25 protein-coding genes are annotated in these 24,989 nt (G+C 64.2%); 12 read left to right on the forward strand and 13 right to left on the reverse strand.

Annotated elements, in window-relative coordinates:
- Window positions 1-36: 36 nt before the first annotated feature.
- On the reverse strand, window positions 37-1,071 hold the full coding sequence (locus tag NKK52_RS24415; protein WP_023671698.1) for an aspartate-semialdehyde dehydrogenase: 1,035 nt from the start codon (window positions 1,069-1,071) through the stop codon (window positions 37-39).
- A 424-nt stretch (window positions 1,072-1,495) separates the two neighbouring features.
- On the opposite strand from NKK52_RS24415, the gene NKK52_RS24420 reads away from it, so the two are divergent.
- The 5 genes from NKK52_RS24420 to NKK52_RS24440 all read left to right on the forward strand — a co-directional run bounded on the left by NKK52_RS24420 (window position 1,496) and on the right by NKK52_RS24440 (window position 5,453).
- A complete protein-coding gene (locus NKK52_RS24420; RefSeq protein WP_023683827.1) occupies window positions 1,496-3,337 on the forward strand; it encodes a DEAD/DEAH box helicase in 1,842 nt (613 codons plus the stop codon).
- A gap of 324 nt (window positions 3,338-3,661) precedes the next feature.
- Window positions 3,662-4,384 (forward strand): DUF805 domain-containing protein, encoded by a 723-nt coding sequence (locus NKK52_RS24425; RefSeq protein ID WP_023683826.1) that lies wholly within the window; start codon window positions 3,662-3,664, stop codon window positions 4,382-4,384.
- A 193-nt stretch (window positions 4,385-4,577) separates the two neighbouring features.
- Window positions 4,578-4,844, forward strand: coding sequence for a hypothetical protein (locus NKK52_RS24430; RefSeq protein ID WP_023683825.1), 267 nt, complete (start codon window positions 4,578-4,580; stop codon window positions 4,842-4,844).
- Window positions 4,845-4,867: 23 nt separating this feature from the next.
- Window positions 4,868-5,005, forward strand: coding sequence for a hypothetical protein (locus NKK52_RS24435; protein WP_023683824.1), 138 nt, complete (start codon window positions 4,868-4,870; stop codon window positions 5,003-5,005).
- A gap of 70 nt (window positions 5,006-5,075) precedes the next feature.
- Window positions 5,076-5,453, forward strand: a complete 378-nt coding sequence (locus tag NKK52_RS24440; protein WP_023683823.1) for a MarR family winged helix-turn-helix transcriptional regulator — start codon at window positions 5,076-5,078, stop codon at window positions 5,451-5,453.
- A gap of 8 nt (window positions 5,454-5,461) precedes the next feature.
- On the opposite strand, the gene leuB is transcribed toward NKK52_RS24440, so the two are convergent.
- From leuB to leuD, 5 genes are all read right to left on the reverse strand, one after another.
- The gene (leuB, locus tag NKK52_RS24445) at window positions 5,462-6,565 is read right to left on the reverse strand and encodes a 3-isopropylmalate dehydrogenase (protein WP_023683822.1); all 1,104 of its coding nucleotides are present in this window, start codon (window positions 6,563-6,565) and stop codon (window positions 5,462-5,464) included.
- A 149-nt stretch (window positions 6,566-6,714) separates the two neighbouring features.
- A complete protein-coding gene (locus NKK52_RS24450; protein ID WP_023683821.1) occupies window positions 6,715-7,065 on the reverse strand; it encodes a VOC family protein in 351 nt (116 codons plus the stop codon).
- 12 nt (window positions 7,066-7,077) lie between these two features.
- A complete protein-coding gene (locus NKK52_RS24455) occupies window positions 7,078-7,461 on the reverse strand; it encodes a RidA family protein (RefSeq protein ID WP_023683820.1) in 384 nt (127 codons plus the stop codon).
- A gap of 308 nt (window positions 7,462-7,769) precedes the next feature.
- On the reverse strand, window positions 7,770-8,693 hold the full coding sequence (locus NKK52_RS24460; RefSeq protein ID WP_023683819.1) for an Ivy family c-type lysozyme inhibitor: 924 nt from the start codon (window positions 8,691-8,693) through the stop codon (window positions 7,770-7,772).
- Between the two features lie 64 nt (window positions 8,694-8,757).
- The gene (gene leuD / locus NKK52_RS24465; RefSeq protein ID WP_023683818.1) at window positions 8,758-9,363 is read right to left on the reverse strand and encodes a 3-isopropylmalate dehydratase small subunit; all 606 of its coding nucleotides are present in this window, start codon (window positions 9,361-9,363) and stop codon (window positions 8,758-8,760) included.
- A 162-nt stretch (window positions 9,364-9,525) separates the two neighbouring features.
- Here leuD and NKK52_RS24470 point away from each other — a divergent pair, with 162 nt between their 5' ends.
- Together NKK52_RS24470 and NKK52_RS24475 are read left to right on the forward strand one after the other, a co-directional pair.
- Window positions 9,526-9,951, forward strand: a complete 426-nt coding sequence (locus tag NKK52_RS24470; protein ID WP_023683817.1) for a GNAT family N-acetyltransferase — start codon at window positions 9,526-9,528, stop codon at window positions 9,949-9,951.
- 140 nt (window positions 9,952-10,091) lie between these two features.
- Window positions 10,092-10,823: a DUF72 domain-containing protein gene (locus tag NKK52_RS24475; RefSeq protein WP_023715738.1), complete on the forward strand. Its 732-nt coding sequence runs from the start codon at window positions 10,092-10,094 to the stop codon at window positions 10,821-10,823.
- A 204-nt stretch (window positions 10,824-11,027) separates the two neighbouring features.
- Here the strand turns inward: NKK52_RS24475 and NKK52_RS24480 are convergent, their stop codons facing one another.
- From NKK52_RS24480 to NKK52_RS24495, 4 genes are read right to left on the reverse strand one after another with little or no spacing between them, the layout of a single operon-like run.
- Window positions 11,028-12,194: an NAD(P)/FAD-dependent oxidoreductase gene (locus NKK52_RS24480; RefSeq protein ID WP_023715737.1), complete on the reverse strand. Its 1,167-nt coding sequence runs from the start codon at window positions 12,192-12,194 to the stop codon at window positions 11,028-11,030.
- A gap of 29 nt (window positions 12,195-12,223) precedes the next feature.
- Window positions 12,224-13,819, reverse strand: coding sequence for a sensor histidine kinase (locus NKK52_RS24485; RefSeq protein ID WP_023683814.1), 1,596 nt, complete (start codon window positions 13,817-13,819; stop codon window positions 12,224-12,226).
- The gene (locus NKK52_RS24490; protein ID WP_023683813.1) at window positions 13,807-14,502 is read right to left on the reverse strand and encodes a response regulator transcription factor; all 696 of its coding nucleotides are present in this window, start codon (window positions 14,500-14,502) and stop codon (window positions 13,807-13,809) included. Before NKK52_RS24490 ends, NKK52_RS24485 begins: the two co-directional genes overlap by 13 nt.
- A gap of 4 nt (window positions 14,503-14,506) precedes the next feature.
- Window positions 14,507-16,033 (reverse strand): DUF4153 domain-containing protein, encoded by a 1,527-nt coding sequence (locus tag NKK52_RS24495; RefSeq protein WP_023683812.1) that lies wholly within the window; start codon window positions 16,031-16,033, stop codon window positions 14,507-14,509.
- 661 nt (window positions 16,034-16,694) lie between these two features.
- Between NKK52_RS24495 and NKK52_RS24500 the strand changes: the two genes are divergently transcribed.
- On the forward strand, window positions 16,695-17,591 hold the full coding sequence (locus NKK52_RS24500) for an HpcH/HpaI aldolase/citrate lyase family protein (RefSeq protein ID WP_023715734.1): 897 nt from the start codon (window positions 16,695-16,697) through the stop codon (window positions 17,589-17,591).
- A gap of 39 nt (window positions 17,592-17,630) precedes the next feature.
- Entirely contained in the window at window positions 17,631-17,837 is a 207-nt protein-coding gene (locus tag NKK52_RS24505) for a DUF1737 domain-containing protein (RefSeq protein WP_023673921.1), read from the forward strand.
- Between the two features lie 33 nt (window positions 17,838-17,870).
- On the opposite strand, the gene NKK52_RS24510 is transcribed toward NKK52_RS24505, so the two are convergent.
- The 3 genes from NKK52_RS24510 to NKK52_RS24520 all read right to left on the reverse strand — a co-directional run bounded on the left by NKK52_RS24510 (window position 17,871) and on the right by NKK52_RS24520 (window position 18,970).
- Window positions 17,871-18,152 carry a helix-turn-helix domain-containing protein gene (locus NKK52_RS24510; RefSeq protein WP_023673920.1) on the reverse strand — a complete coding sequence of 94 codons (282 nt, stop codon included), beginning with the start codon at window positions 18,150-18,152 and terminating at the stop codon, window positions 17,871-17,873.
- A gap of 9 nt (window positions 18,153-18,161) precedes the next feature.
- Window positions 18,162-18,482, reverse strand: a complete 321-nt coding sequence (locus NKK52_RS24515) for a type II toxin-antitoxin system RelE/ParE family toxin (protein ID WP_023673919.1) — start codon at window positions 18,480-18,482, stop codon at window positions 18,162-18,164.
- Window positions 18,483-18,547: 65 nt separating this feature from the next.
- Window positions 18,548-18,970 (reverse strand): metallopeptidase family protein, encoded by a 423-nt coding sequence (locus NKK52_RS24520; RefSeq protein WP_023673918.1) that lies wholly within the window; start codon window positions 18,968-18,970, stop codon window positions 18,548-18,550.
- A 216-nt stretch (window positions 18,971-19,186) separates the two neighbouring features.
- On the opposite strand from NKK52_RS24520, the gene NKK52_RS24525 reads away from it, so the two are divergent.
- Genes NKK52_RS24525 through NKK52_RS24535 form a run of 3 tightly spaced genes read left to right on the forward strand, consistent with a single transcriptional unit; the run spans window position 19,187 to window position 24,928 of the window.
- The gene (locus NKK52_RS24525) at window positions 19,187-20,239 is read left to right on the forward strand and encodes an ImuA family protein (protein WP_023683808.1); all 1,053 of its coding nucleotides are present in this window, start codon (window positions 19,187-19,189) and stop codon (window positions 20,237-20,239) included.
- Window positions 20,181-21,659 (forward strand): DUF6504 family protein, encoded by a 1,479-nt coding sequence (locus NKK52_RS24530; protein WP_023715733.1) that lies wholly within the window; start codon window positions 20,181-20,183, stop codon window positions 21,657-21,659. Before NKK52_RS24525 ends, NKK52_RS24530 begins: the two co-directional genes overlap by 59 nt.
- On the forward strand, window positions 21,656-24,928 hold the full coding sequence (locus NKK52_RS24535) for an error-prone DNA polymerase (RefSeq protein WP_023685087.1): 3,273 nt from the start codon (window positions 21,656-21,658) through the stop codon (window positions 24,926-24,928). The genes NKK52_RS24530 and NKK52_RS24535 overlap by 4 nt, the downstream gene beginning before the upstream one ends.
- Window positions 24,929-24,989: the final 61 nt, after the last annotated feature.

The raw sequence follows: 24,989 nt of genomic DNA on the forward strand, positions 1-24,989 counted from the left end.
GAAAGCCGAACCCCGTGAGCGAAAACAAACCAGCCGTCAGGCCGCCTTCTTCTTCGGCTGGATCAGGCCGCGCTCGACCAGAAGCTCGGCGATCTGCACCGCGTTGAGCGCCGCGCCCTTGCGCAGATTGTCGGAGACGATCCACATCGACAGGCCGTTGTCGATGGTCGAATCCTCGCGGATGCGCGAGATGAAGGTGGCGTCCTCGCCGGCCGATTCCAGCGGCGTGATGTAGCCGCCATCCTCGCGCTTGTCCAAGACCTGGCAGCCCGGCGCTTCGCGCAGGATATCGCGCGCCTCGTCGGCGGTGATCGGCTTTTCGAACTCGATGTTGACGGCTTCGGAATGGCCGATGAACACCGGCACGCGCACACAGGTCGCCGTCAGCTTGATCTTGGGGTCGAGCATCTTCTTGGTCTCGGCGACCATCTTCCACTCTTCCTTGGTCGAGCCGTCGTCGAGGAAGACGTCGATGTGCGGAATGACGTTGAAGGCGATGCGCTTGGTGAACTTCTTGACCTCGACGCCATCGGCGACGAACACCGCGCGGGTCTGTGTAAAGAGTTCGTCCATGCCTTCCTTGCCGGCGCCGGATACCGATTGATAGGTGGCGACGACGACGCGCTTGATGGTGGCGACATCGTGCAGCGGCTTCAGCGCCACGACCAGCTGCGCCGTCGAGCAGTTCGGATTGGCGATGATGTTCTTGCGGGTGAACAGCGAGATCGCATCCGGGTTCACTTCCGGCACGATCAGCGGCACGTCCTGGTCGTAGCGGAAGGCCGACGAGTTATCGATGACGACGCAGCCCTGCTTGCCGATCTTCGGCGACCACTCCTTGGAGACGTTGCCGCCGGCCGACATGATGCAGATGTCGGTGTCGGAAAAATCATACTGGTCGAGCGTCTTGACCTTCAGCGAACGGTCGCCGAACGACACTTCGGTGCCCTGGCTGCGCCGCGAGGCCAGCGCCACGACTTCGCTTACCGGAAAGCCGCGCTCTTCCAGTATGTTGAGCATTTCGCGCCCCACATTGCCCGTGGCGCCGACTACCGCAACCTTGAAACTCATCAGAAATCTCCTGTCCCTCTCCGCTTGGTTTTTGGAGAAAACCCGCCGGCCAATGCGGGTTTTGTCCCCCCGGGCCGGACCCGGGAGAGGGTGGTTAGGCCAAGGGAATCACACCGTTTTGGTGGTGGTTTTGGCCATAGTTTTGCTGGAACGGTAAGACGCGCCAACGCGCCCGGCCCCATGATTGTGGCCGGGGAAGTCGAATGCAAGAAGAGCCATCAGAAGGCCGCGCATCGAAAATGATCCCGTTCGATGCCGGCTTTTACGCGGTTTGCGTCAGGAGTCAATTGCGGCCAGGCACACGCCTGCCCTGTACAATAGCGGCCGCAAGAAGTACGAACGCCCAAATAGTGTTTGGCTGGCGTGCGTCAGCCCCGGCATGTGCTCCATGATGAGCCCAGACCCTGAATTCCGAAAGAGTGAGATGTCCAATTTCGAAGCTATTGTTCCTGCGCTGGCAGAAGCGCTGGAAAAACGCGGCTATACCGAGCTGACGCCAGTGCAGAAGGCCGTGCTGGAGCTCGGCGAGTCCGACGCTCTGGTGTCGGCGCAGACCGGCTCAGGCAAGACCGTCGCCTTCGGCCTCGCTTTGGCGCCGACCCTTCTTGGAAGTGCCGAACGTTTTGACCAGGCTGGCGCACCGCTGGCGCTGGCCGTGGCGCCGACGCGCGAGCTCGCTCTGCAGGTGATGCGCGAATTGCAATGGCTCTACGCGCCGACCGGCGCCACCGTCGCGTCCTGCGTCGGCGGCATGGACATGCGCTCCGAACGGCGCGTGCTGGAGCGCGGCGCCCACATCGTCGTCGGCACGCCCGGCCGCCTGCGCGACCACATCACCCGCAACTCCCTCGACATGTCGGCGCTGAAAGCCGTGGTGCTGGACGAGGCCGACGAGATGCTCGACCTCGGCTTTCGCGAGGACCTCGAATTCATCCTCGATGCCGCACCGGCTCAGCGCCGCACGCTGATGTTTTCGGCCACCGTGCCGCGCTCGATCGCCACGCTGGCGCAAGGCTATCAGCGCGACGCCTTACGCATCTCGGCCGGCGGCGAGGAAAAGCAGCATCTCGATATCGAATACCGGGCGCTGAATGTCGCCTATCCCGACCGCGAGAACGCCATCATCAACGTGCTGCGCTTTTACGAGGCGAAGAACGCGCTGGTGTTCTGCAACACCCGCGCCGCCGTCAATCATCTGACGGCACGCTTCAACAACCGCAATTTTTCCGTCGTCGCACTGTCGGGCGAGCTCAGCCAGAACGAACGCACCCACGCGCTGCAGGCGATGCGCGACGGACGCGCCAAAGTCTGCATCGCCACGGATGTCGCCGCGCGCGGCATCGACCTGCCCAATCTCGAACTGGTCATCCATGCCGATCTGCCGACCAATCCCGAAACGCTGCTGCATCGCAGCGGCCGTACCGGCCGCGCCGGCCGCAAGGGTGTCAGCGCGCTGATCGTGCCCAACGGCGCCCGCAAGCGCACCGAGCGCCTGCTGCAGAATGCAGGGCTGAAGGCGACATGGGCGAGCCCGCCCTCGGCCGACGACGTGATCAAGCGCGATGACGAGCGCATCCTTGCCGATCCAGTCTTCGACGAGCCGGTAGCCGAGGACGAGCGCGGTTTCGTCGACACGCTTCTGGCCAGGCATGGCGCCGAACAGATTGCGGCCGCCTTCGTGCGCCAATGCCGCGCCAGCCGCTCGGCGCCCGAGGAGCTTACGGATGTCGCACCGTTCACGCCTTCGCGTGACAAACCGGCGGGCGAAAAATTCGAGCGCCGCGATGAAGCGCCAAGCCGGCGCGACGACTTCGGCGACAGTGTCTGGTTCTCGCTGTCGATCGGGCGCAAGCAAAATGCCGAGCCGCGCTGGCTGATCCCGATGCTGTGCCGCACCGGCAACATCTCCAAGCGCGAGATCGGCTCCATCAAGATGCAGCAGGATGAGACCTACGTGCAGATCGCGGCCGACTGGGCCGATCGCTTCCTCGCCGCCGTCGGCCCCGACAAGAAATTGCAGGGCAACATTGCGGTGAAGCGCCTGGACGGCACGCCCGACCTGTCGCGGGCCGGCTACCAGGCGCCGAAGCCCGACAAGAAGCCGCATCGCGGCAAGCGCCCGTTCGAGGCGCCGCAAAGCGCACACAAGCCGAAATTCGAGAAGCGGGAACGGCCCGCCGGCGATGCAAAGCCTTGGGCCGGGAAACCGAAATTCGACAAGGCTGGACCGCCGAAGAACAAGAAACCGAAGAAGCGGCCGGTTTGAGGCTCTTATCGGCCAATTACAGATGCAGGCGCTGCCCCTCATTGCCCTGCCGGGCGTTTCTCCCCGTATAGTGACGGGGAGAAAGGGCTGACCGCAGCCTTGGCGCTCTCTTGCAACGTTGGCGATTGGCGGAATCGTCGATAACAGCGACCCCTCTCCCCGCCACTATACGGGGAGAGGATGCCGGCAGGCAGGTGAGGGGCAGCGCCAACGCACCGGAAAATAAAGCAACTCATGCCTGAACCGTTCGCCCTCCATTTCGTCCACCCCCTTGCAGTCCGCCGCAACTTTGAACAGTCTGTGCCTGCACGGGGGCGAGGCTAAATGCGCGGCGAAGTTCTTCACTATGACGAGGCCCAGGGTTTCGGCTTCATCACCGGGGCGGACGGCAACCGCTACACCTTCGCGCGCGAGGATCTGCGCCGTGATACCGTGATCGCGAACGGCGCTGTGGTCGAGTTTCTGCCGGCAAGCGGTCAGGCGCGCGACGTTTTTTCAATCCGCGCCCAGCCCGCCAGTCCCGCCACCGCTGCGCCAGCGGCAAGCGCCGCGCCGCCCAAGGCGGCTGCCGCTTCAGCCGCCCCACAGCATTTCGGCCGCCTGGCGGAAGACGGCGCGGTTCGCGATAGCGGACTGCCGGGTTATTTCTGGCGAGGCGTGACGCGCAACTACATCAACTTCGCCGAACGCGCCCGCCGCAAGGAATTCTGGGGCTACTGCCTGTTCTGGACCGTCAGCTTCATCCTGGTCGGAATTGCCGGCGCCCTCGCCGACCAGGCCGTCGGCAATTTCGATGCCGGCAACTGGCCGATTGTGATGATCGGCGTCTGGGGGCTGTTTTGGCTAGCGACGTTCCTGCCCTGGGTCGGGCTCGTCGTGCGCCGCTTGCACGACATCGGCCTGACCGGCTGGCTGGCAATACCTTACTTCGCAATCACCTTCATGTTCGCTCCGGCTACGCTGATCCTCGCGCTGATACTCGGATTGATCCCGACCCAGGCCCACGAAAACCAGTGGGGGCCGGTGCCTGGAGGAGGCGGAGCCTAGACCCGCGCCAAGAAATGAGCAGCCGGCTGTTTGCGGACAGCCGTGCTATAACAATGGCTTAGGTCGCAGCCGGGAAGGCAGCTGCTGTTTTGACCGGACGAACGAAATATTTCTCTTGCCATTTAGTCTGTGCACAGACAATCTGTGCAATCATCAAATCGACGATCGAAAACGGATGATGGAGCCAAGACAAATGTGGACCAACGAGTACACCGCAATTTCCCCCCTTTCGGCGCAGGCCATCTGGAACGCGCTCAAGGCGCTGCACGAAGGCCGCCTCACCTACGAAGGCTCCGATACCTTCGTGCTGCACGGCCCGTTCGCCAAGGGCACCCGCGTCTCTGTAACGCCCGTCGGGCAGGACACCTTCGAATCGACGATCGTCGACCTCGTCGACGCTGTAACCTATGCCGACGAGACCTCTTCGGCGACACGAAACTGCTGTTCAGGCATACGCTGACGCCGGTCGAGGGTGGCACTCAAGTGACTCATCGCCTCGAGATTTCCGGCCCATCGGCCGCCGAGGTCGGACCAGAGCTCGGGCCGCAGATCAGCGGCGATTTCGACACTTCGATGGCTAAACTGTTCGAGCAGGCAATGGTGTTGGCGAACGGTGGCTGATCAAGGGGATCTGAACACGCGCTTCAGCGGACCATCCGAGAGCCCCGGCTTGCTGCTCTGGCGAACCACCATGCGCTGGCAGCGCGTCATGACGGCGGCGCTGGCCCCGCTTGACCTTACCCATGTCCAGTTCGTGCTGCTGGCTTCGGCGATGTGGCTCGGCCGCTATGGCGAGCCGCCCAACCAGGTCCAACTCGCCGCGCAGGCCGGCACCGAGGTGAAGATGACGTCGGACGTCGTCGCCCGGCTTGAGGCAAAGGGACTGATTGTGCGGGACACCGACCCGCGGGATTCCCGCGCCAAGGTGATCCGCGTCTCCACGACGGGGACGGCCGCAGTCCAGCGCGCTATCGTCGCCGTCGAAGCCGCCGACGCTGCTTTTTTCTCAACCGTGGATGAGGCGCAACTCGTCGGCCTGCTGAAACGGCTGGCCGGCGAGATCCGCTGAGTCGGCCGCTAAGCCAGGAACTTGGCGATGATGGCATCGCCCATTGCGACAGTGCCGACTTCGGTCATGCCCTCGGACAAAATATCCTTCGTCCGGAGCCCGTCGTCGAGCACGGCGGCTATTGCGCCTTCGAGCTTGTCGGCCTCATCGACCATGCCGAAGGAATATCGCATGCACATGGCAAACGACGCGATCATGGCGATCGGGTTGGCGATGCCCTGTCCGGCAATGTCGGGCGCCGAGCCATGCACCGGCTCGTACAGCGCCTTGCGCTTCCTGGTCTTCACATCGGGCGCGCCGAGCGAGGCCGACGGCAGCATGCCGATCGATCCGGTCAGCATGGCGGCGATGTCGGACAGCATGTCGCCGAACAGATTGTCGGTGACGATGACGTCGAACTGCTTTGGCCAGCGCACCAACTGCATGCCGCCGGCATCGGCCAGCATGTGGTCGAGCTTGACGTCGGCATAGCGAGTCTTCTGGGTCTGGGTGACGACCTCGTTCCACAGCACGCCGGATTTCATGACGTTGCGCTTTTCCATCGATGTCACGTGGTTCTTGCGCGTGCGCGCCAGCTCGAAGGCGACGCCCGAAATCCGCTCGATCTCGAACGTGTCGTAGACCTGCGTGTCGATCCCGCGCTTCTGGCCGTTGCCGAGATCGATGATCTGCTTCGGCTCGCCGAAATAGACGCCGCCGGTAAGCTCGCGCACGATCAATATGTCGAGGCCCTCGACGACTTCCTGCTTCAGCGAGGACGACGCGGCCAGCGCCGGATAGCAGATGGCGGGCCGGAGATTGGCGAACAGCTCCATATCCTTGCGCAGCCGTAGCAACCCGGCCTCGGGACGCACCTCGTAAGGCACCTTGTCCCATTTCGGCCCGCCGACGGCGCCGAACAGCACGGCGTCCGCAGCCATCGCCTTTGCCATGTCGGCATCCGAAATCGCCGCGCCATGCGCGTCGTAGGCACAGCCGCCGACCAAGCCTTCATCAGTGGCAAAACCGCTGCCGAGCTTTGCGTTCATGGCCGCGATCAGCTTCTTCACCTCGGCCATCGCCTCGGGGCCGATGCCGTCGCCGGCGAGCAGGAGAAGATTTTTCGAAGCCATGGAGAACCGTCCCAACACTGTTTGGAGAAACCGCGGCCTTGCTAAACGCCAAGAGCTTGCGGCGCAAGGGGATGAAGAACGCTACGACGGCGCCCGCGTCTCAAGACCTGGGTTCCTCGCCGTGGCCAGAGGCGGGGGAGAGGAACAAATCACTTGTGCGACAAAATATTCACCAACCGGCCGAACGGATCGCGCACATAAAACCGCCGTACGCCCCAGGGTTCGTCGGCGGGACCATACTCGATGGCAAAGCCGGCGGCCTTCATGCGTTGCAGCGCCGCATCGACATCGTCGACCTCGATGGAGAGGTCCGGCACCGGCGTGCCGGAGCCGCCCTGGGCCATGAAGCTGATCTGCACCTGCATCCGTGCGTCGGAGCCTAAGGTGACGATCCAGCCCTGATCCATCAGCACATCGAGGCCAAGCACGTCCTGATAGAAGCGTTTCGCCGCTGCCGCGTCTGGTGTCCCGATATTGGCCACGATGCGCCGGACCGTCATGGCTTTGCCTCCTCAAGCCGTACGCCGCAGCGCCGTGACTTCGATCTCGATCTTCATTTCCGGCTTGTTGAGCTGGCACACGATCATCGTCGCCGCCGGCCTGATCTCGCCGAAAGCCTCGCCGAGGATGGGGAAGACGACGTCCACGATGGCCCGGTCTGTGATGTAGTAATGCGCCCGCACCACATCGGCCATGTCGAAGCCGCCATCCCTCAGCGCCTCCGCGATGGTCGCCAGGCAATTGCGCGTCTGCGCCTCCACCGTTTCCGGCATGGTCATCGTCGCATAGTCGTAGCCGGTCGTTCCCGACACGAAGCACCAGTCGCCCTGCACCACCGCGCGCGAATAGCCGGCGGTTTTTTCGAAGGGCGAACCGGTGGAGATGAGTGTGCGCATGGAGCCTCGCTGTGGTTTCGGACACTTTTGCAGGGAAAGGGCCGGCCGGGCCATGGGCCAAGTCAGGTGCAAATCTTGGTCGTCGGCGGGACAGCACCCCCCTCTGGCCTGCCGGCCATCTCCCCCTCAAGGGGGGAGATTAGCAGTTCGGACGCCTTTCTCGCTTTCCACATTTGCGATTGGCGAAAGCCAGAGTGACGTCTGATCTCCCCCCTTGAGCGGGAGATGCCCGGCAGGGCAGAGGGGGGTGTGACGGATCGCGACGGAACAAGCATGAACACCGAGTGTTCGCCGCGCTGCCGCGAACCCTAGTTCCCCGACTCCTGCGCCTTGTCCATTGCTTCCTTCACATCCGCAGGCCAGGTCTTCACGTCAGGCCACGCCTGCGGCTCGCCATTGTCGCCGCGCCGGGCGAAGTAGAGCGTGTGCTTGGCCGGGTCGACCGCCATGAAACCGTCATTGCTGCCGCATGCGTGCGGCACGCAGCCGGTGGCGTAGAAGGCGCCCGACGCCGTCTTTTCGGTGCCGCCGCCGACCAGCAGGCTGGTCGCCATGTCGGGCATGGTGTCGCCGAGCAGCGTCTGCGCCGCCTTGTAGACGGCCTCATTGTGGAAGGCGTCGATGATGTTCTGGTATTTGGCCGGATCGACGTCCTTCCAGTCCGTACCCGGCTCCGGCGCGTAGGTCAGGTCGCCCGAGATCGTCAGCCCGTCGCTGGGTGACCATTGCAGCGCTTGCTTCGTATCGCCCGGCAACAGATACGGCACGAAATAGATGGCGTTGTCGGCCACCGCCGCCGGCGGCGCGCCGCATTCGTCCTGTTCGACCTTGAGGCTTTGTATCTCGCCGCCTTCCGGCTTCCAGACGATGACCTTGGCCGGGCCGCACTGGTTGCCGCCGTCGCCGACATCGACCAGCGCCACGTCGACGCCGCCGACCTTGACTGTTCTGTCGAAGAACACGTCGTAATTGCTGGCCAGCTGCTTGCCGTCATAGGCCAGCACCTTTTCGCCATCCTGCTCCGGCTGGGTGATGGTCAGCTGCCCGCCCTCGAACGGGACCGGCCCTTGGCTGTCATCGTCCGCCAGGGCCGCATTGCTCGACGCGCCCGGATCGGCGGCGGACGGATCTTCTGCCGGCACGAGGACCGTGTCGGTCTGTGCTTGCGCGCCGGCCACCGGCATCAGCATCCACGCCAGCGCGCAGGCGCCGGCAAGAAGAAAACGTGTCATGACTGTCCCCTCCGTTCAGCCGCCACGAACCCGGCTTTGTGGCGGCCGGGCCATCTCGTACCACTCAGGCCCAAGGACGCTCGGCAGCGTTCTTCTTCTCGAACGAGGCGATGGCGCCGGCCTTCTCCATGGTCAGGCCGATATCGTCGAGACCGTTCAGCAGGCAGTGGCGCTTGAAGTCGTCGAGGTCGAAGGTGACCACGCCGCCGTCGGGGCCGCGGATTTCCTTGGCCTCGAGGTCGACCGACACCGTCGCATTGGAGCCGCGCGAGGCGTCGTCCATCAGCTTCTCCAGGTCTTCGGGGCTGACGGTGATCGGCAGGATGCCGTTCTTGAAGCAGTTGTTGTAGAAAATGTCGGCGAACGACGTCGAGATGACGCAGCGAATGCCGAAATCGAGCAGCGCCCACGGCGCGTGTTCGCGGCTCGAACCGCAGCCGAAATTGTCGCCGGCGACCAGGATCTCCGCCTTGCGGTAGGCTGGCTTGTTAAGCACGAAGTCGGGGTTTTCCGAGCCATCGTCCTTGTAGCGCATTTCGGCGAACAGGCCGCTGCCGAGCCCGGTGCGCTTGATCGTCTTGAGATAATCCTTGGGGATGATCATGTCGGTGTCGACATTGACGATCGGCATCGGTGCGGCGACGCCGGTGAGCTTGGTGAATTTTTCCATGGCTTTTGCCCGTTCTTGATCGAATTCGTTGCGTCAGGGTTTGCTGCGCCCGGTTTACACAAAGCCGCCGGCAAATAAAAGGCAACCGTTGGTGCGCGGCCCGATCGAAAGATCGGCGGCAAACGTCTTTAAAACCGGCCGCCGCTGGTGCACCTTGCGCCCATGACCACACAATCGAATATTATCTATGCCAGTGAGCCTGAGCTCGACGTCGCTGAATTCCGCCGCGTTCTGGTTGAATCCACGCTCGGCGAAACACGCCCCGTCGATGACGACGCCCGGCTGCAGGCGATGCTTTCGGGCGCGAACCTGGTGCTGACCGCGCGGCTCGATGTCGAAGGCACGCCGCTGATTGGGGTTATCAGGGCCATCACCGATTTTTCCTGGGTGTGCTACATTTCAGAGCTCGCCGTATCCCAATCTGCGCAAGGCCTCGGCATCGGCAAAGGCCTGATGGACGAGGCCCGCCGGCAGCTTGGGCCTTCGGTCGCCATCAGCTTGATCTCGATGCCCGACGCCGTTGGCTTCTATGAGCGTATCGGCATGAAGCGCATGCCCGACGCGTTCTGGTTCTCACGCAAGGGCTGACGTCGCGTCAGAAGCAATCGCCGATAGGGACCGGGCGGCGGGCAAGGTTCTCGGGCAATGCGGAACGGTGTTCAGGACCCCGCGGCGCAACGCCTCCTTGTCGCCCTTGACCCGCGCTTCATCCGGTCCAAATCCGCAGCATGGGAAATCGCCGATCTCTGATAGGCACCGCCGGATGGGGAATTCCGTCTCGATACAAGGCTGACTTTCCGCAGCCCGGGTCGCATCTCGAACGTTACGCAAAATGCTTTCCGGTCGTGGAAATCGACACCTCCTTCTACAAACCGCACCGCCGCGAGACCTATGAGCGCTGGGCGCACGCCGTGCCGGAGCACTTCCGCTTCGCGGTCAAGGCACCGAAGAGCATGACCCATGAGCATCGCCTCGCCGATTGCGAGGGGCTGACAGAGGACTTTCTCGGGCAGGTCGAAGGTCTCGGCGAAAAGCTGAGCGTGCTTCTGGTGCAGCTGCCGCCAAGCCTGCCCTTCGAGCCGGAGGTCGCCGGCGGCTTCTTCGACATGTTGGGCAGGCGTAGCCTGGCAAGGCTGGCATGCGAGCCGCGCCATCCCAGCTGGTTCGGTGCCGAGGCGGACGCACTGCTCGCCGGTCACCAGGTCGCACGGGTCGCCGCCGACCCGGCTTCGGTTCCGGAGGCAGCAGGGCCGGGTGGCTCGCCCGGCCTTGCCTATTTCCGCTGGCACGGCGCGCCGCGCATCTACTATTCGGGTTACGATGCCGAAACGCTCGACCGGTTTGCGCGGCAAGTGGAAGCAGCGGCCGCTTCCGGTGCCGAGGTCTGGGGCATTTTCGACAATACGGCCGCCGGGCATGCACTGGGCAACGCGATGGCTGTCAGTGCGATGGTTGCTTAGACTCTCGCGGGACAGCACCCCCCTCTGGCCTGCCGACCATCTCCCCCGCAAGGGGGGAGATCAGATGCCGCGACCGCTTTCGCCAATCGCCGACGTTGCAAGAATGGCGCCTTCGCCGAAGCTGCCAATCTCCCCCCTTGCGGGGGAGATGCCCGGCAGGGCAGAGGGGGGTGGGCGGGAACTCGACAGTGAGCTTTTGCCGCCTCAAATCACATTCAATTCCCGGAACGCCCTTCCTTCGGCCACTCTGGCGTACCCGAACGCCGAGCAATCCACGGTCCGATACCCGCCATGCACCAAAAGCTCCGCTAGCGCCTTGCCGACGGCCGGCGCCTGCTGCAGCCCATGCCCTGAGAACCCGTTGGCGAAGATGAAATTCTCGACCTCGGGATGCGGTCCGATGACGGCGTTCTGGTCGAGCGTGTTGTAGTCGTAATGGCCGGCCCAGGCGCGGGTCGGCTTGATTGCTTCGAAAGCCGGAATGCGGGTTGCCAGCACCGGCCAGATCACCTCTTCGAACAGCGGCCAGTCGACGCCGAAATCCCGGGGGTCGGCGGGGCCATCGCCCTCCTCCGGCTCGGCGCCGCCGGTGAGATAGACCGAGCCTTCCGGCCGGACATAGATGCCGGATGGGTCGACCAGCAGCGGCATGTCGGCGTATTTTTCCCGCGCCTCGAAGACGAAAACGTTGCGCTTGCGCGGCTCGACGGGCAGCACGAGTCCCGCCATGCCGGCCACCCTGCCGGCATTCGGCCCGGCGGCATTGACGACGATGCCGGCTTGCAGTCTTTCGCCATTGTCGAGGTCCACGCCGGTGACGCGGTTGCCCTGCCTCTCGATGCCGGTGACGTCGGCGGCGATGAAATCGATTTGTCTGTCGCGCAGCGCCTTGCGGAACAGCGTCAGCATCGCATGAGCGTCGAACCAGCCCTCGCCGCTGCGGCCGAAGGCGCCGGCGCTGATGCCTTCCGTCGACAGCCACGAAAAGCGCTTTGCCAGCTGGTCGGCATCCTCGAGCAGAATGTTGGCGCCCTCGGCGACCTGCGCCTCGTGGTTGGCTTTCAGGATCGGCAACCCGGCCTCGCCGGCCAGGATGAGATAGCCGCCCTCGCGAAAGCCGATATCGGCATCGGCGCCGAAGGTCTCCTTCAGCCGCCGGAACAGGTTTAGCGTGAACTGCGACAGCCGGATGTTTTCCGGGATCGAGAATTGCTGACGGATCGAGGCCATGGACAGCGTCGTTGCCGCATGGGCGAATTGCGGATCGCGTTCGATCAGCGCAATCGAGCCGGTAAAGCCTTCCTCGCGCAGATAATAGGCGACAGAGGAGCCGACGATGGCCCCGCCGATGATGACAATGTCGTAGCGCACGTTTTCTCCGATCCGGCCGCCGGTATGCTTCACGCCGCCGGCACAATGATCTCGAAGCGCGTGCCGCGTCCGGAGTCAACCAGCGCGATCGTGCCATCATGCGCTTTCAGGAGGGCCAGCACGATGCCGAGGCCCATGCCGGTGCCGCCGGACTCACGGCGCGTGGTGAAGAACGGCTCGAAAATGCGGGCCCTGTTGCTCGGCGAAATACCGGCGCCGTCATCGCTGACCGCAACGGTCGCCTTGCCGTCGGCGGTGGCCGCAGAGAGAAGAACCTGGGTGGCTCCGTGCCTGGCCGAATTGTCGATCAGATTGGCAAGCACGATCGCCGCATTCTCGGCTGATATCCGCAGGCCGATTTCGCCACCCGCCTCAATGTTGACCGCCAGCCGGCCATCGACCGGAAGCAGCGCCAGCGCTGCATCGAGCGATGTGCTTTCGCCGCTCGGCGCCAGATTTTCGGCGCGCGCCAGGTCGAGCAGGCGACGCACCAGCAGATTGAGCCGGCCGGCGTCATTGACGATGTTGCCGGAGAACCGCTTGCGCTCGGCGGCATCCATCGCCTCGCCGGAATCGCGCAGCAGCTCGGCCGCGCCCTGGATCGCCGTCAGCGGCGATTTGAGCTCGTGCGAGACATGGGTGGCAAAAGTCTGGATGCTGTCGGAGCGCGCTTGCAGCTTTTCGGCCATGTCGAGAAAGGCGGCGGACAGCTCCGCCATTTCGCGCGTGCCGTGATGGTCGAGCGGCCGGATCGCGTCGCGGTCGCCGGCGGCGATGCGCCTGGTGCGCTCCATCAGCGCGTAGATCGGCCGGCTGACGGTGCGCAGGAAGACCAGCGCGATCAGCAGCGTGCCGAACAGCATGGCAATGGCCGCCAGCGTCACCTTGCCGCGTTCGCCATAGAGATGTTTGACGATGTTGTTCGGCGTCCGGGAGAGATAGATCACGCCGGCGACGTGGCCAGCGACCGCAATCGGCATGGCGACGAAGACACGAACTTTCGTGCCGCGGCTGACCGAATAGAGCGGCGGCGGCGGCTGATCGGGGATTCGTTGCCTCAATGCGCTGGCATAGCGGCCGGCAAGGGCCTCGCGCACCTCCTCGACATTGGCCAGGGATAGTCCGACCTCGTCGCGCCCGGCAATGACGACGCCCTTGGGATCGAGCAGCCGGAAGCCGGCCAGCGTGGTTTTTTGCGTCGTGTCGAGAATGCCGGACAGTCGCGCGCCGATGGCCGTGAAGGCTGGATCGGTGGCGGCGGCAATGCCGGCGGGCCGGGTCGGCAGCAAATAGTCGGAGGCGAGATCGAGGGTAGGCTCGATCGGCTGGTAAGGCGTGTCGTCGCCGCGGCTGGCTTCGCCGCTGTCAGCCTGCATCGGCACCCCAAGCTTCTCCGGGGCAATGGCGGCGTCACTGATATTCTGCGCATAGATGGCGGCGATGACGGCGCCTTGCGCGATCAGCTCGCCCTCGGTCTGGCGGATCAGCTGGTTTTCGTAGAGCCGGAAGAAGAACAAGCCGACCAGCGGCAGCGCCAGCACCATGATGAGGATGGCGAGAACCACCGTGGCCAGCCTTGGCCGCCATTTGGTGCCGATCCATTTGGCGTCGCTCAGGCGCCGCATCGGCCGAGCCGGAAACCGACGCCATGCACGGTCTCGATGGCGTCGAGACAGCCCGCCGCCGCCAGCTTGGCGCGGATGTTGCGGATGTGGCTGTCGACGGTACGGTCGGCGACATGGATGTTGGCGGCATAGGCGCTGGCGACCACCAGGTCGCGCCCCAGCACATGCGCCGGCCGCGCCAGAAATCCCTTCAGGATCGAGAATTCGATCGCCGTCAGCGCCAGCGCCTTGCCGTCGAAACTGGCGCCGTGGCTGGCCGGCACCAGGCTGAGCTTGCCATGCGCAAAGGCCCTGTCATCGGCCGGATCCGGCGCCAGCGGGCGGGCGCGACGCAGGATGACATTGACGCGCGCCACCAGTTCACGCGGGCTGAACGGTTTCGTCACATAGTCGTCGCCGCCCATCTCCAGTCCAAGGATACGGTCGATTTCTTCGTCACGCGCCGACAGGAACAACACCGGCACATCGGAGCGTTGTCTGAGCCGCCGGCAGACCTCCAGCCCGTCCATCTCCGGCATGCCTATGTCGAGCACGACGAGGTCGGGCTCGCGGCGCTCGATCGCCTGCAAGGCGGCCGCGCCGTCGGCCACCGCTTGCGTCTTCATCCCGGCCTTTTCCAGCGCAAAGCAGATGACCTCGCGTATGTGCGGATCGTCGTCGGCGACCAGGATCTGATGCGGCATGGATCTAACGGTCCGGCACTGAAGGTTGCGAGGGCTGGGTAGGGGGAGGAAGCACGAGCGGACCTCTCTTGTCGAGAACCTGCACGAGCCTCCAGCCGCGAAAGCTCCAGGCGCGCCACTGCTTCTGCTCGGCGATAGTGTCGTCGATCATCATTTGCTCGGCCAGATAGGTGGTTTGGTTTCCGAATTGGTGCATGTAGAGGCGGTCCAGCGCCGGCATGGCGGCAGCGCCGAGCGAGCGCAGATATTCGGTATCGATAGGCGTGCCGTCACCGGTCATTTCAAGGGAATGGTCGACATTGAAATTGGCGATCGTTGCGGCGAAGTTGATGAAGCAGCAGACATAAAGCGTCGCCGATAGCGTCGCAAGATTGGCGGAGAGCAGCCATTCGTTGGATTTTCCAACCGCGATGCGGGCAATGATCAGTGCAAGCCCTGACGCCACCAACCCCATCCAGACGAAGGCGGCGATGCGCCAGTAGGTCAGTGCATAGACGCCGATATAGAGATCGAGCCTGAGAATCGACGAGATGACCAGCACGATGTTCTGCGCCACCCAGGCATAGACCAGCCGGCGGATCAGCGGATCGCCTGAGGTTTCGCTGCCCGGCCGCAGCGCCGCCAGCACGAAGCCGGCGGCCAGCAGCGCGGTGGCGATCAGTGGATAGGCGCCGCGATGCGCATAGGCGGCATAGCTCAACCCGTCCGGCAGGGCGACCCCACCCCAGAGATAGGCTGCGTCGAGCCCGGTCTGCAGCGCAAACAAGGCGTTGAAGACGATCAGCGCGCGCAGGATCGCGGCCTTGCCGAAGACGACGGCCTCGATCGTTGTCGCTGGTTTAGTCGCGGCCGGTGCGGCCACGGCTGCAGGCGGCGTCAAAGGTGGAAGGCGGCGCGGGAAACGCGGCAGGCGAGGCCGCAGGAAAGCCCAGACGCCGGCGATCACGAACAGCCAGAAGACGATCCGCGCCAGCTGGATGAGATCGAGCAGCTTCATCAGGTCGATCAGCGACAGCCAGTATTCGATGACCGGATTGGCGGCGCCGAACAAGAACAGGAACACCGCGCCCAGCGTCACCGGCATGACCCAGACGATGATGGACGCCAGGCGGATGCGGCGGCCGCCAAGCCGGCGCACCGTGCGGCGCCATTGGAAAAAGTCACGGATAAGGCGCAGCGGCGCCGCCAGCAGGAACAGCGCCACCTGGCCGGCAATGCGGGCGATGCCGTGCCGTAGCCGCCCGGACAGGGACAGCGCAAACACCACCAGCGCCACGACAGCTATCGCCACCGACAGCGGGCTGACGTTCTCGGCCAGCGGCAGCAGCGCGACGAACAAAGCGGCCGGCTTGAGCCACGGCCTCATGGAGTTCAGGGCGGACGGATGCACGACGACGACCGCGCCGGCGATCAGGATGGCAAACAGCAGCACCGTGATCCCGGCGGGCTGGCCGTAAAAGAAAAAATCCGCCAGCGCCACGAGCAGGACGGCGATGCCGAAGCGGCTGGAAAAGCTTGCAAACGATGTCATGCGCGGATTTTCCTGATGGGCTGGGTCCGCTGGGTCCGCTCGGCCGGTGGGCGGATAAAAGGGAGCAGGCTTGCCTCCAGGCAAAGGCCGGCCTCCGTGCGAGGCGGATCGACCAGCCACCAGCTTTCGCTGCGCAGGCGATAGGGCAAGGACCAAAGGTGAGCGTTTCGCTGTTGCATGCCGCTGTTGTCGCGGGCTCGCATGGAAACGGCGGGGCGGAGCGGAGGAGGTTTTCCGCAGGGATGTGCAGTTTTCGTGCAGGACCTGCGCTTACGGCCGGGGCGCTCCCCCCCATCTTTCCGGACGTTGGCGCTGTCCCAGCCAGGCTCCTTTCCTCTCCCTCCGGAGGGGGGAGAGGTGGCTCGGCGAAGCCGAGACGGAGTGGGGGAACCACCTGGCAATGGCCGCGAACGGACACAGGAAGGGCATTCGGTGCAAACATCGCCTCGCCTTGCGCCCCAAGGGTCGACATCCACTCCGTCGATCCCCACTCCGTCGAGCTTCGCTCGACACCTCTCCCCCGATCGACGGGGGAGAGGAAAGGCCCCCCTTCCGCAACTGCTGCGGGACGGGCGGGGCAGCGCAAGCTTTCGCGGTTGGCTCGTCATCAGGTACCGGTCGGACGCTTGCCTCCCCCGCCCACACGCGGCATAGATCGGCCATGACAAGCGAACCTTACCGCCCGCGCCGCTCGGTGCTTTACGTCCCCGCCTCCAACGACAAGGCGCTGGCCAAAATCGCGACGCTGGCCTGCGATGCCGTGATCATCGACCTCGAGGACGCCGTTGCGCCCGCCGACAAGGTCGCCGCGCGGGACAAATTGGCCGGCATTTTCGCCAGCCGACCAGTTGCCAATCAGCATGGGCGCCGCTGCGAAATGATCGTGCGCGTCAACGCGCTGTCCAGCGAATGGGGCAACGATGACCTGCTGACCGCGGCGAAATTCGAGCCCGACGGCATCCTGTTGTCCAAGGTCGCCACGCCGCGCGATATCCTCGAAGTCGGCGACGTGCTCGACGATAATTTTGCCCCCGACAGCGTCAAGCTCTGGGCGATGATCGAGACGCCAAAGGCCATGCTCAACATCGGCGCCATTGCCGAACTCGGCCGCGACCCCGCTTCGCGGCTCCATTGTTTCGTTGCCGGAACGAACGATCTGGTCAAGGAGACCGGCATTCTGGCGACGCCCGACCGCCGCTATCTTGTGCCCTGGCTGATGCAGATGGTGCTGGCGGCGCGCGCCGGTGGCATCGACATACTCGACGGCGTCTCCAACGATTTTCGCGACCTCGACGCGTTTGCGCGCGAATGCACCGAAGCCGCCGCCATGGGGTTCGATGGCAAGACGCTGATCCACCCGGCCCAGATCGAAGCCGCCAACCGCGCCCTTGCGCCCGCGCCCGAAGCTCTGGCCGAGGCGCGCGCGGTGAAGGATGCCTTTGCCTTGCCGGAAAATGCCGGCAAGGACGTGATTGCTCTGAACGGCAGGATGGTCGAGCGGCTGCATCTGGCACAGGCCGAAAAACTGCTGGCGAAGGCCGCCGCCATCGGCGCATGATCCGCCCCGAAAAGACGAACTCACGACAGGACCTGACCCATGAGACTTTACCGCTTTCTGTCCGCCCCCGACGATTCAACCTTCTGCCACAAGGTGACCGCGGCGCTGAACAAGGGCTGGCACCTGTACGGCTCGCCGACCTACGCCTACGACAAGAAGACCAAATCGATGCGCTGCGGCCAGGCGGTGGTGAAGGATATCGACGGCCAGGAATACGGGCCGGATACGAAGCTGAGTGATTGGTAGGCGAGCTTTGCCAGCCTGTTGTCTAAGACAGCGCTAGGCTGCCTCGGCAATATCAAGACGCACTGTAAGTCCGGCCTGTGTGGCCAGATTGATCAAGGTGTCCAGACTAAAATTCGCGATCCTGCCCCGCAGAAGATCGCTAAGGCGTGGCTGGGTAATCCCGAGCCGGTTGGCTGCTTCGGCTTGGGTAACGTCCCAACTCCGCACCCGCTGTTCGATCGCGATCAGCAAATTGGAGCGCATAGTCATGTTGGCGGACTGAGCCGGGGTGTCTTCCAGCGCATCCCAGACATTTTCAAAGCTTTGACGTTCCATGAGCATGTCTCACTGAATTTGCCTGAACCGCGATGCGGCAAGAGCCAGGTCTCGTTTCGCCGTCTGTTGCGTCTTCTTCTGGAAGGCGTGCAAGACAAAGACGGCGTCACCTATGCTGGCGACGTAAAGCACCCGGAACGCGCCAGCATCGTCTCGGACACGGATTTCCCGTACGCCTAGGCCTATCGTCGTCATCGGCTTCCAATCGCTTGGCTCAAATCCGAGTTGAACCTTGTGCAGTTGAACGCCCGTTTCCTTGCGCACCGCCTCTGGAAAAGCCCGGAGCTTGGCAAGAGAATCTCCAAGAAACTCCAGTCGCTTGGTGGGCATACAGGCTTTATATCAAAACTTGTATAATTTCACAAGCAGGCTCGCCACCTGAATATCGCACAGCCTTACTCCGCCGCCTCTTCAAGCTTTTCCATATCGTCGTCCGACAGGCCGAAATGGTGACCGATCTCGTGGATCAGCACATGGGTGACGATGTCGCCCAGCGTCTCTTCGTTCTCGGCCCAGTAGTCGAGGATGGCGCGGCGGTAGAGGGTGATGCGGTTCGGGCCTTCGCCGGTCTGCGGGTTCCAGCGCTCGGCGATGCCGCGGCCCTCGAACAGGCCGAGCAGGTCGAACGGCGTCTCCAGCGACAGATCGTCCATGATCTCGTCGGTCGGGAATTCGGCGATCATGATGACGATCTCGCCGGTCAGCTTGCGAAAATCGTCGGGCAGATGTGCGTACGCCTCCAGCGCCAGAAACTCGATCTCCTCGATCGAAGGCGAGAGTTCATCGTGCCAGGTGCGGGTCTTGTAGATGCGGGCCATGCTTTGTCCTTTGATCCGGCATATAGGCTTTCCCTCCGGACTCGGCAAATGGACGGGTACCTGGCCAATTCTTTGCGCCGAATGGCTGCGACCAAGTCCAAGGCCTCGCCACCTTTGATCAAGGAATAAATTCCTTCTGACTCCGCTTGACTCTTTCGGCACCCTCTGGAATCTATAAGAACATAACAGGAACAATTATGAGAGAAATTGACCGTCATGGCGACATCAGCCGTGGCGCGGGAGACTGTTTTTGCCCTGCGCCGCCAGATCGCGAAGATCGAGGGAACGCTGCCCGAGCGCCTGGCCGCGCCGGCCGGCGAGCGACCTCGTGCGCGCGCTGACAGCGCTATCGGCGGTGCGCCCGAACCTAATGCCGATGTCACCATCATCCGGCGCGGGCTTGCCGTGGCTTCGCGGAATGCTTTCCTGGCGACCGGCGTCGAGCACCTCGATGCGGCGCTGAGCGGCGGCCTGCCGAAAGCCGCCTTGAGCGAAATCCATGGCCTTGAGACCCGCAATGCCGGGGCCGTCGCCGGCTTTGTGCTGTCGCTGGTCAGCCTGATCCTCAAGGGCCAGCCCTTGCCCGTGCTGTGGATCGGCACATCGGAGATTTTTCGCGAGGCCGGCTTTCCCTATGCCAGGGGATTGCAGGGCATGTTCGGTATCGCACCGGAGCAGTTGCTGTTTTCCGAGGCGCCGAAACTCACCGATGCGCTGTGGGTAGCCGAGGAGGCCGCCAAGATGACGGCGCTCGCCGCAATCATTCTCGAGATCCGTGGCAGCCCGCAGCGGCTCGACCTCACCGCGACGCGCCGGCTGCACGCGCGCGCCCAAAACGCCGGCCGGCCGGTGTTCCTGCTGCGCCAGGCCGGCGAAGCCGAGCCGACCGCCGCCCCGGTGCGCCTCATCGTGTCGGCTGCACCAGCGAAATCGCGCCGGACGATCGCCGGGCCGCTTGCCGGCTCGATCGGCCACCCTGCCTTCACCGTCAGCATCGGCAAGAGCCGCACCGCTCTGCCTGGACAATTCACACTGGAGTGGAACCCCGATGAACACGCATTCGAAGAAAGAAAGCCCCGCGAAAAACGGGCAGAGAATTCTGTCGCTGTGGTTCCCGCATCTGGCGGCAGAACGGATCCTGCGCCAGCGCCTGGGACGGTCGTGGCGTTCCCGGCCTTCGGATCATCTGCCGCCATCTCACCCACCGCTCGTGATCAGCCATCGCGACCGCAACGCCCAGCGCATATCGGCCCTCGACGAGCGGGCTGAGGCGCTGCATCTGAAGCCTGGCATGGGCATTGCCGATGCGCGCGCCATGCATCCCTCGATCGACATCGTCGAGGCCGATCCGGACGCCGATCGCCGGCTGCTCGAAGGCCTCGCCGACTGGTGCGATCGCTATACGCCGCTGGTGGCGCTCGACGGTACTGATGGCCTTTATCTCGACGTCACCGGCTGCACGCATCTGTTCGGCGGCGAGCGCGCCATGCTGGACGACATCCTTGCGCGGTTTTTCCAGCAGGGTTTCGATGTCCGCGCCGGGTTGGCCGCGACGCCGGGTGCAGCCTGGGCGGCGGCGCGCTTCTGCGGCAACCGCATCGTTGTCTCCGGCGAGGAGGAAGCGCTGCTCGCCCCCTTGCCGCTGGCGGCACTGCGCATCGAGGCCGATATCCGCGCCAGCTTGGAAAGCGTCGGCCTGCGGACCGCCGGCGCGGTCATGGCAACGCCGCGCGCGCCGCTCGCCCGTCGCTTCGGCGCGACCTTGCTGTTGCGGCTCGACCAGGCGCTCGGCCGCCTCGACGAGGCGGTATCGCCGCGCCTGCCCGTGGCCCCGCTTTCGGTCGAACGCCACCTGGCCGAGCCGGTCGTGCTGACCGCCGAGATCGAACGGCTGGTGCTCTTGCTGGCGGTGACGCTGAAGGCCGATCTCGAACGCCGCGGCGAGGGCGCAAGGATGCTGGCGCTGCTTTTGTTTCGCGTCGACGGCGCCGTCAGCCGCATCGCTGTCGGTACCTCGCGACCGTTGCGCGAACCCAAGCTTATCCAGCGCCTGTTCCATGAGCGGCTGGCCGCGCTCGAACAGGACATCGATGCCGGCTACGGCTTCGACCTGGTGCGGCTTTCGGTGCTGGCGGCCGCCGGCTTCGACATGCAGCAGGCCGATTTGACCGGCGAGACCGAGGATTACGGCGCCGACATGGCACTCTTTGCCGACCGCATCCGCGCCAGGCTCGGCGACAGTGCGGTGCTGAAACCGGTCGCCCTCGAGAGCCATCTGCCGGAGCGCGCCATTGCCACCATCCCGTTCTCGGAAGCGCCACAACGCAAAACACCGCTCAGGAAGCCGGGCTCGAAAGACGCGCCGCGCGCAACCATCTTCCCGCCGGAACGGCCGATCCGGCTGTTCCGTTCGCCCGAGCCGATCGAGGTGCCGGCCACCGAAATGCCTGAGGGTCCGCCGATGAATTTCCGCTGGCGCCGCGCGCTCTACCGGGTCGCGCGCGCCGAGGGGCCGGAACGCATCGCGCCGGAATGGTGGCGTGAAACGTCAAGCGATCCGCTCACATCGACGCGTGACTATTTCCGGATCGAGGATGCCGACGGCCGCCGCTACTGGCTCTACCGGCAAGGCCTCTATGGCAACCCGCAGGTGCCGCCGCGCTGGTTCATGCATGGGGTCTTCGCATGAACGCGCTGACCGTCATCCCCTATGCGGAATTCGGCATCCAGTCGAACTTCTCCTTCCTGCGCGGCGCCTCCAAGCCGGAGGAGCTGGTGGTGGCGGCCAAATTCCTCGGCTTTTCCTCGATCGGACTGGCAGACCGCAACACGGTGGCCGGCGTCGTGCGCGCCTGGCAGCAGGCCAAGGTCGAGAAGCTCGCCTATCACCCCGGTTGCCGCCTGGTGTTCGGCGACGGCACGCCGGACATTCTCGCCTATCCGCAGAACCGCAAGGGCTGGGGCCATCTCTGCCGCATGCTGACGCAAGCCAATTTGCGCGATGAAAACGAGAAGGGCGCGACCCTTCTCCAGCGCAGCGACCTGCTCGAATGGGGCGACCTGCTGTCGCTGGCGGTGCTGCCGGATCTCTCGGCGAATGCCGACGATCCCCTGGCATTGGTCCGTCAACTGAAAGACCGTTTCGGCGCTAATTTGCGGCTAGGCATGGCGCCGGATTATCGCGGCAATGACCGTTTCCGCATCGAGCAGGCGGCGGGCATGGCGGACATCGCCGGCGTGCCGCTGATGGCGACCAACGACGTGCTTTATCACAGCGCCGAGCGCCGCTCGCTGCAAGATGTGCTCACCGCCATCCGCCTCAATTTGCCGGTCGCCGAGGTCGGGCTGGAGCTGACGGCCAACGCCGAGCGCCATCTGAAGCCGCCGCTGGAAATGGCCCGTCTCTTCCGCCGCCATCCACGGGCGCTGGCCGAGACGCTGCGCTTTGCCGGCGAACTGACCTTCTCGCTCAGCGACCTCCAGTACAATTATCCCGACGAGCCGACGCAATCAGGGCTTGGGCCGCAGGCCGAGCTAGAGCGTCTGGCCAGGGAGGGGGCCGCCACGCGCTATCCGGCGGGCGTCCCCGCTTCCGTCTTGCAGCGCATCAGTGAGGAGCTCGCTCTGATCGAGCGTCTGAATTATGCGCGCTATTTCCTGACCGTTTACGACATCGTCCAGTTCGCCCGCAATGAGGGCATTCTGTGCCAGGGCAGAGGCTCGGCCGCCAACTCGATCGTCTGCTACTGCATCGGCATCACCGAGGTCGGCCCCGAGCGCATCGACACGTTGTTCGAGCGCTTCATTTCCGAGGAGCGCAACGAGCCGCCCGACATCGACGTCGATTTCGAGCATGAGCGGCGTGAGGAGGTGATCCAGTACATCTACTCCAAATACAGCGCCAAGCGCACCGCGCTGGCTGCCGCCGTCATCAGCTATCGCGGCCGCTCGGCGCTGCGCGAGGTGGCCAAGGCCATGGGCCTGTCGGACGATGTCCGCATTGCGCTCTCCAGTTCGATCTGGGGCTGGTCGACCTCGGAGCTCGGCGAGAAGGAGGCGCATGCCGGCGGCCTCGACCGCAACGAGACCTCGACCCGTCACGTGATCGCCCACGCCAACGAGATCATGGGCTTTCCCCGGCATCTGTCGCAGCATGTCGGCGGCTTCGTCATTACCCGCGACCGGCTCGACGAGATCGTCCCCATCGTCAAGACGGCAATGGACGAGCGCAAGATGGTCGAGTGGGATAAGGACGATCTCGACTCGGTGAAGATCCTGAAGGTCGATATTCTGGCGCTTGGCATGCTGACCTGCCTGAAGCGCGCCTTCACCTTGCTCACCGACCATTATCCGAAGGCCCGGGATGATTACGGCCGACCCTATGTGCTGGCCACCCTGCCGCCGGAAGAGAACGACGTGTACGACATGATCTGCCGCGCCGACACGCTCGGCGTCTTCCAGATCGAATCGCGCGCGCAGATGTCGATGCTGCCGCGTCTACGCCCGCGCGAATTCTACGACCTGGTCATCGAGGTGGCGATCGTGCGGCCCGGCCCGATCCAGGGCGACATGGTGCACCCCTATCTGCGCCGTCGGCAGGGCAAGGAAGCGGCTGAATATCAAAAGCCAGAGCTGGAGGCTATTCTCAAGAAGACACTCGGCGTGCCGCTGTTTCAGGAACAGGCGATGAATATTGCAATCGTCGCCGGTGGTTTCAAACCCGGCGAAGCCGACGAACTACGCCGCGCCATGGCCACCTTCAAGCGCACCGGCACCATCGGCAATTACCGCCAGCGCATGATCGACGGCATGGTCGGCAAGGGATACACCAAGGACTTCGCCGAGCGCTGCTTCAAGCAGATCGAAGGCTTCGGCGAATACGGCTTTCCCGAAAGCCACGCCGCCTCCTTCGCTTTGCTCGTCTATGCCTCCTGCTGGTTCAAGACCTTTTATCCCGACGTGTTCTGCGCCGCGATCCTGAATTCGCAGCCGATGGGGTTTTACCAGCCGGCCCAGCTGGTGCGCGACGCGCGCGACCATGGCGTCGATATCCGCGACGTCGACGTCAATTTTTCCGACTGGGACTGCACCCTGGAGAAAGCCCAATTCGATCCGGGCCGCATCCTGGCGCGCCATGCCGAAATGCGCGGTGTCATCAAGACCCGGTGCGCCGTCCGGCTTGGCTTCCGTCAGATCAAGGGCTTGGCCGAGAAGCGTATGGAAGCTTTCACCGCGCGGCGCGGCGCCGGCTATACAAGCGTCAGGGATGTGTGGCTGCGCTCGGGCCTCAATGTCGGCGAAATCGAAAGACTGGCGCAGGCTGACGCCTTCCGCTCGCTCGGCCTCGATCGTCGTGAAGCCTTGTGGGCGGTGCGCGCGCTGGATGGCAAGAGCGCCGCCGAACGGCTGCCGCTGTTCGACCAGCCGGCGATCCGGCTGCGCGAACTCGAGCCCGAGACAAAACTGCCGACAATGCCGCTCGGCGAGCACGTCATCCACGACTACCGCGCGCTCGGCCTGTCGCTGAAGGCGCATCCGGTCGCCTTCCTGCGCGAGCGGCTCGACCGCGCCGGCGTCATTCCCAATGCCAATCTCGGCTCGGTGCGCGACGGCAGGCGGGTCTCGGTCGCCGGCCTGGTGCTGGTGCGGCAGCGGCCCGGCAAGGGCAATGCGATCTTCCTGACGCTGGAAGACGACAAGGCCGTCGCCAACGTCATTTTCTGGGAGCGGACCTTTACCCGTTTCCGGCCCATCGTCATGGGCGCGCGCTTCGTCAAGGTCACCGGCAAGCTGCAGTCGGAATCCGACGTCATCCACATCGTCGCCGAAAAGATCGAGGATTTGACGCCGTGGCTGACGGTGCTGCTGGAAGAGATGACGCCGGCTGCCCGGCCCGACATTGCCACCCTCTCGGACAAAGCTGAAAGGGTCATGCCCAAGGGGCGGAATTTTCAGTAGGCGCAGCTTATTCATCGAATGCGAAGCGACGATGATCCTTCGCGCCCTGCTCTGCCCTGCC

This window comes from Mesorhizobium sp. C277A, assembly GCF_040324395.1.
In the GTDB taxonomy this organism is placed as follows: Bacteria; Pseudomonadota; Alphaproteobacteria; order Rhizobiales; family Rhizobiaceae; genus Mesorhizobium.

Excerpts from the sequence above, each read along its gene's own strand:
- NKK52_RS24415 (WP_023671698.1), bottom strand. The coding sequence starts at position 1,071 with ATGAGTTTCAAGGTTGCGGTAGTCGGCGCCACGGGCAATGTGGGGCGC.
- NKK52_RS24420 (WP_023683827.1), top strand. The coding sequence starts at position 1,496 with ATGTCCAATTTCGAAGCTATTGTTCCTGCGCTGGCAGAAGCGCTGGAA.
- NKK52_RS24425 (WP_023683826.1), top strand. The coding sequence starts at position 3,662 with ATGCGCGGCGAAGTTCTTCACTATGACGAGGCCCAGGGTTTCGGCTTC.
- NKK52_RS24430 (WP_023683825.1), top strand. The coding sequence starts at position 4,578 with ATGTGGACCAACGAGTACACCGCAATTTCCCCCCTTTCGGCGCAGGCC.
- NKK52_RS24440 (WP_023683823.1), top strand. The coding sequence starts at position 5,076 with ATGCGCTGGCAGCGCGTCATGACGGCGGCGCTGGCCCCGCTTGACCTT.
- leuB (WP_023683822.1), bottom strand. The coding sequence starts at position 6,565 with ATGGCTTCGAAAAATCTTCTCCTGCTCGCCGGCGACGGCATCGGCCCC.
- NKK52_RS24450 (WP_023683821.1), bottom strand. The coding sequence starts at position 7,065 with ATGACGGTCCGGCGCATCGTGGCCAATATCGGGACACCAGACGCGGCA.
- NKK52_RS24455 (WP_023683820.1), bottom strand. The coding sequence starts at position 7,461 with ATGCGCACACTCATCTCCACCGGTTCGCCCTTCGAAAAAACCGCCGGC.
- NKK52_RS24460 (WP_023683819.1), bottom strand. The coding sequence starts at position 8,693 with ATGACACGTTTTCTTCTTGCCGGCGCCTGCGCGCTGGCGTGGATGCTG.
- leuD (WP_023683818.1), bottom strand. The coding sequence starts at position 9,363 with ATGGAAAAATTCACCAAGCTCACCGGCGTCGCCGCACCGATGCCGATC.
- NKK52_RS24470 (WP_023683817.1), top strand. The coding sequence starts at position 9,526 with ATGACCACACAATCGAATATTATCTATGCCAGTGAGCCTGAGCTCGAC.
- NKK52_RS24475 (WP_023715738.1), top strand. The coding sequence starts at position 10,092 with ATGGGAAATCGCCGATCTCTGATAGGCACCGCCGGATGGGGAATTCCG.
- NKK52_RS24485 (WP_023683814.1), bottom strand. The coding sequence starts at position 13,819 with ATGCGGCGCCTGAGCGACGCCAAATGGATCGGCACCAAATGGCGGCCA.
- NKK52_RS24490 (WP_023683813.1), bottom strand. The coding sequence starts at position 14,502 with ATGCCGCATCAGATCCTGGTCGCCGACGACGATCCGCACATACGCGAG.
- NKK52_RS24495 (WP_023683812.1), bottom strand. The coding sequence starts at position 16,033 with ATGACATCGTTTGCAAGCTTTTCCAGCCGCTTCGGCATCGCCGTCCTG.
- NKK52_RS24500 (WP_023715734.1), top strand. The coding sequence starts at position 16,695 with ATGACAAGCGAACCTTACCGCCCGCGCCGCTCGGTGCTTTACGTCCCC.
- NKK52_RS24505 (WP_023673921.1), top strand. The coding sequence starts at position 17,631 with ATGAGACTTTACCGCTTTCTGTCCGCCCCCGACGATTCAACCTTCTGC.
- NKK52_RS24510 (WP_023673920.1), bottom strand. The coding sequence starts at position 18,152 with ATGGAACGTCAAAGCTTTGAAAATGTCTGGGATGCGCTGGAAGACACC.
- NKK52_RS24515 (WP_023673919.1), bottom strand. The coding sequence starts at position 18,482 with ATGCCCACCAAGCGACTGGAGTTTCTTGGAGATTCTCTTGCCAAGCTC.
- NKK52_RS24520 (WP_023673918.1), bottom strand. The coding sequence starts at position 18,970 with ATGGCCCGCATCTACAAGACCCGCACCTGGCACGATGAACTCTCGCCT.
- NKK52_RS24525 (WP_023683808.1), top strand. The coding sequence starts at position 19,187 with ATGGCGACATCAGCCGTGGCGCGGGAGACTGTTTTTGCCCTGCGCCGC.
- NKK52_RS24535 (WP_023685087.1), top strand. The coding sequence starts at position 21,656 with ATGAACGCGCTGACCGTCATCCCCTATGCGGAATTCGGCATCCAGTCG.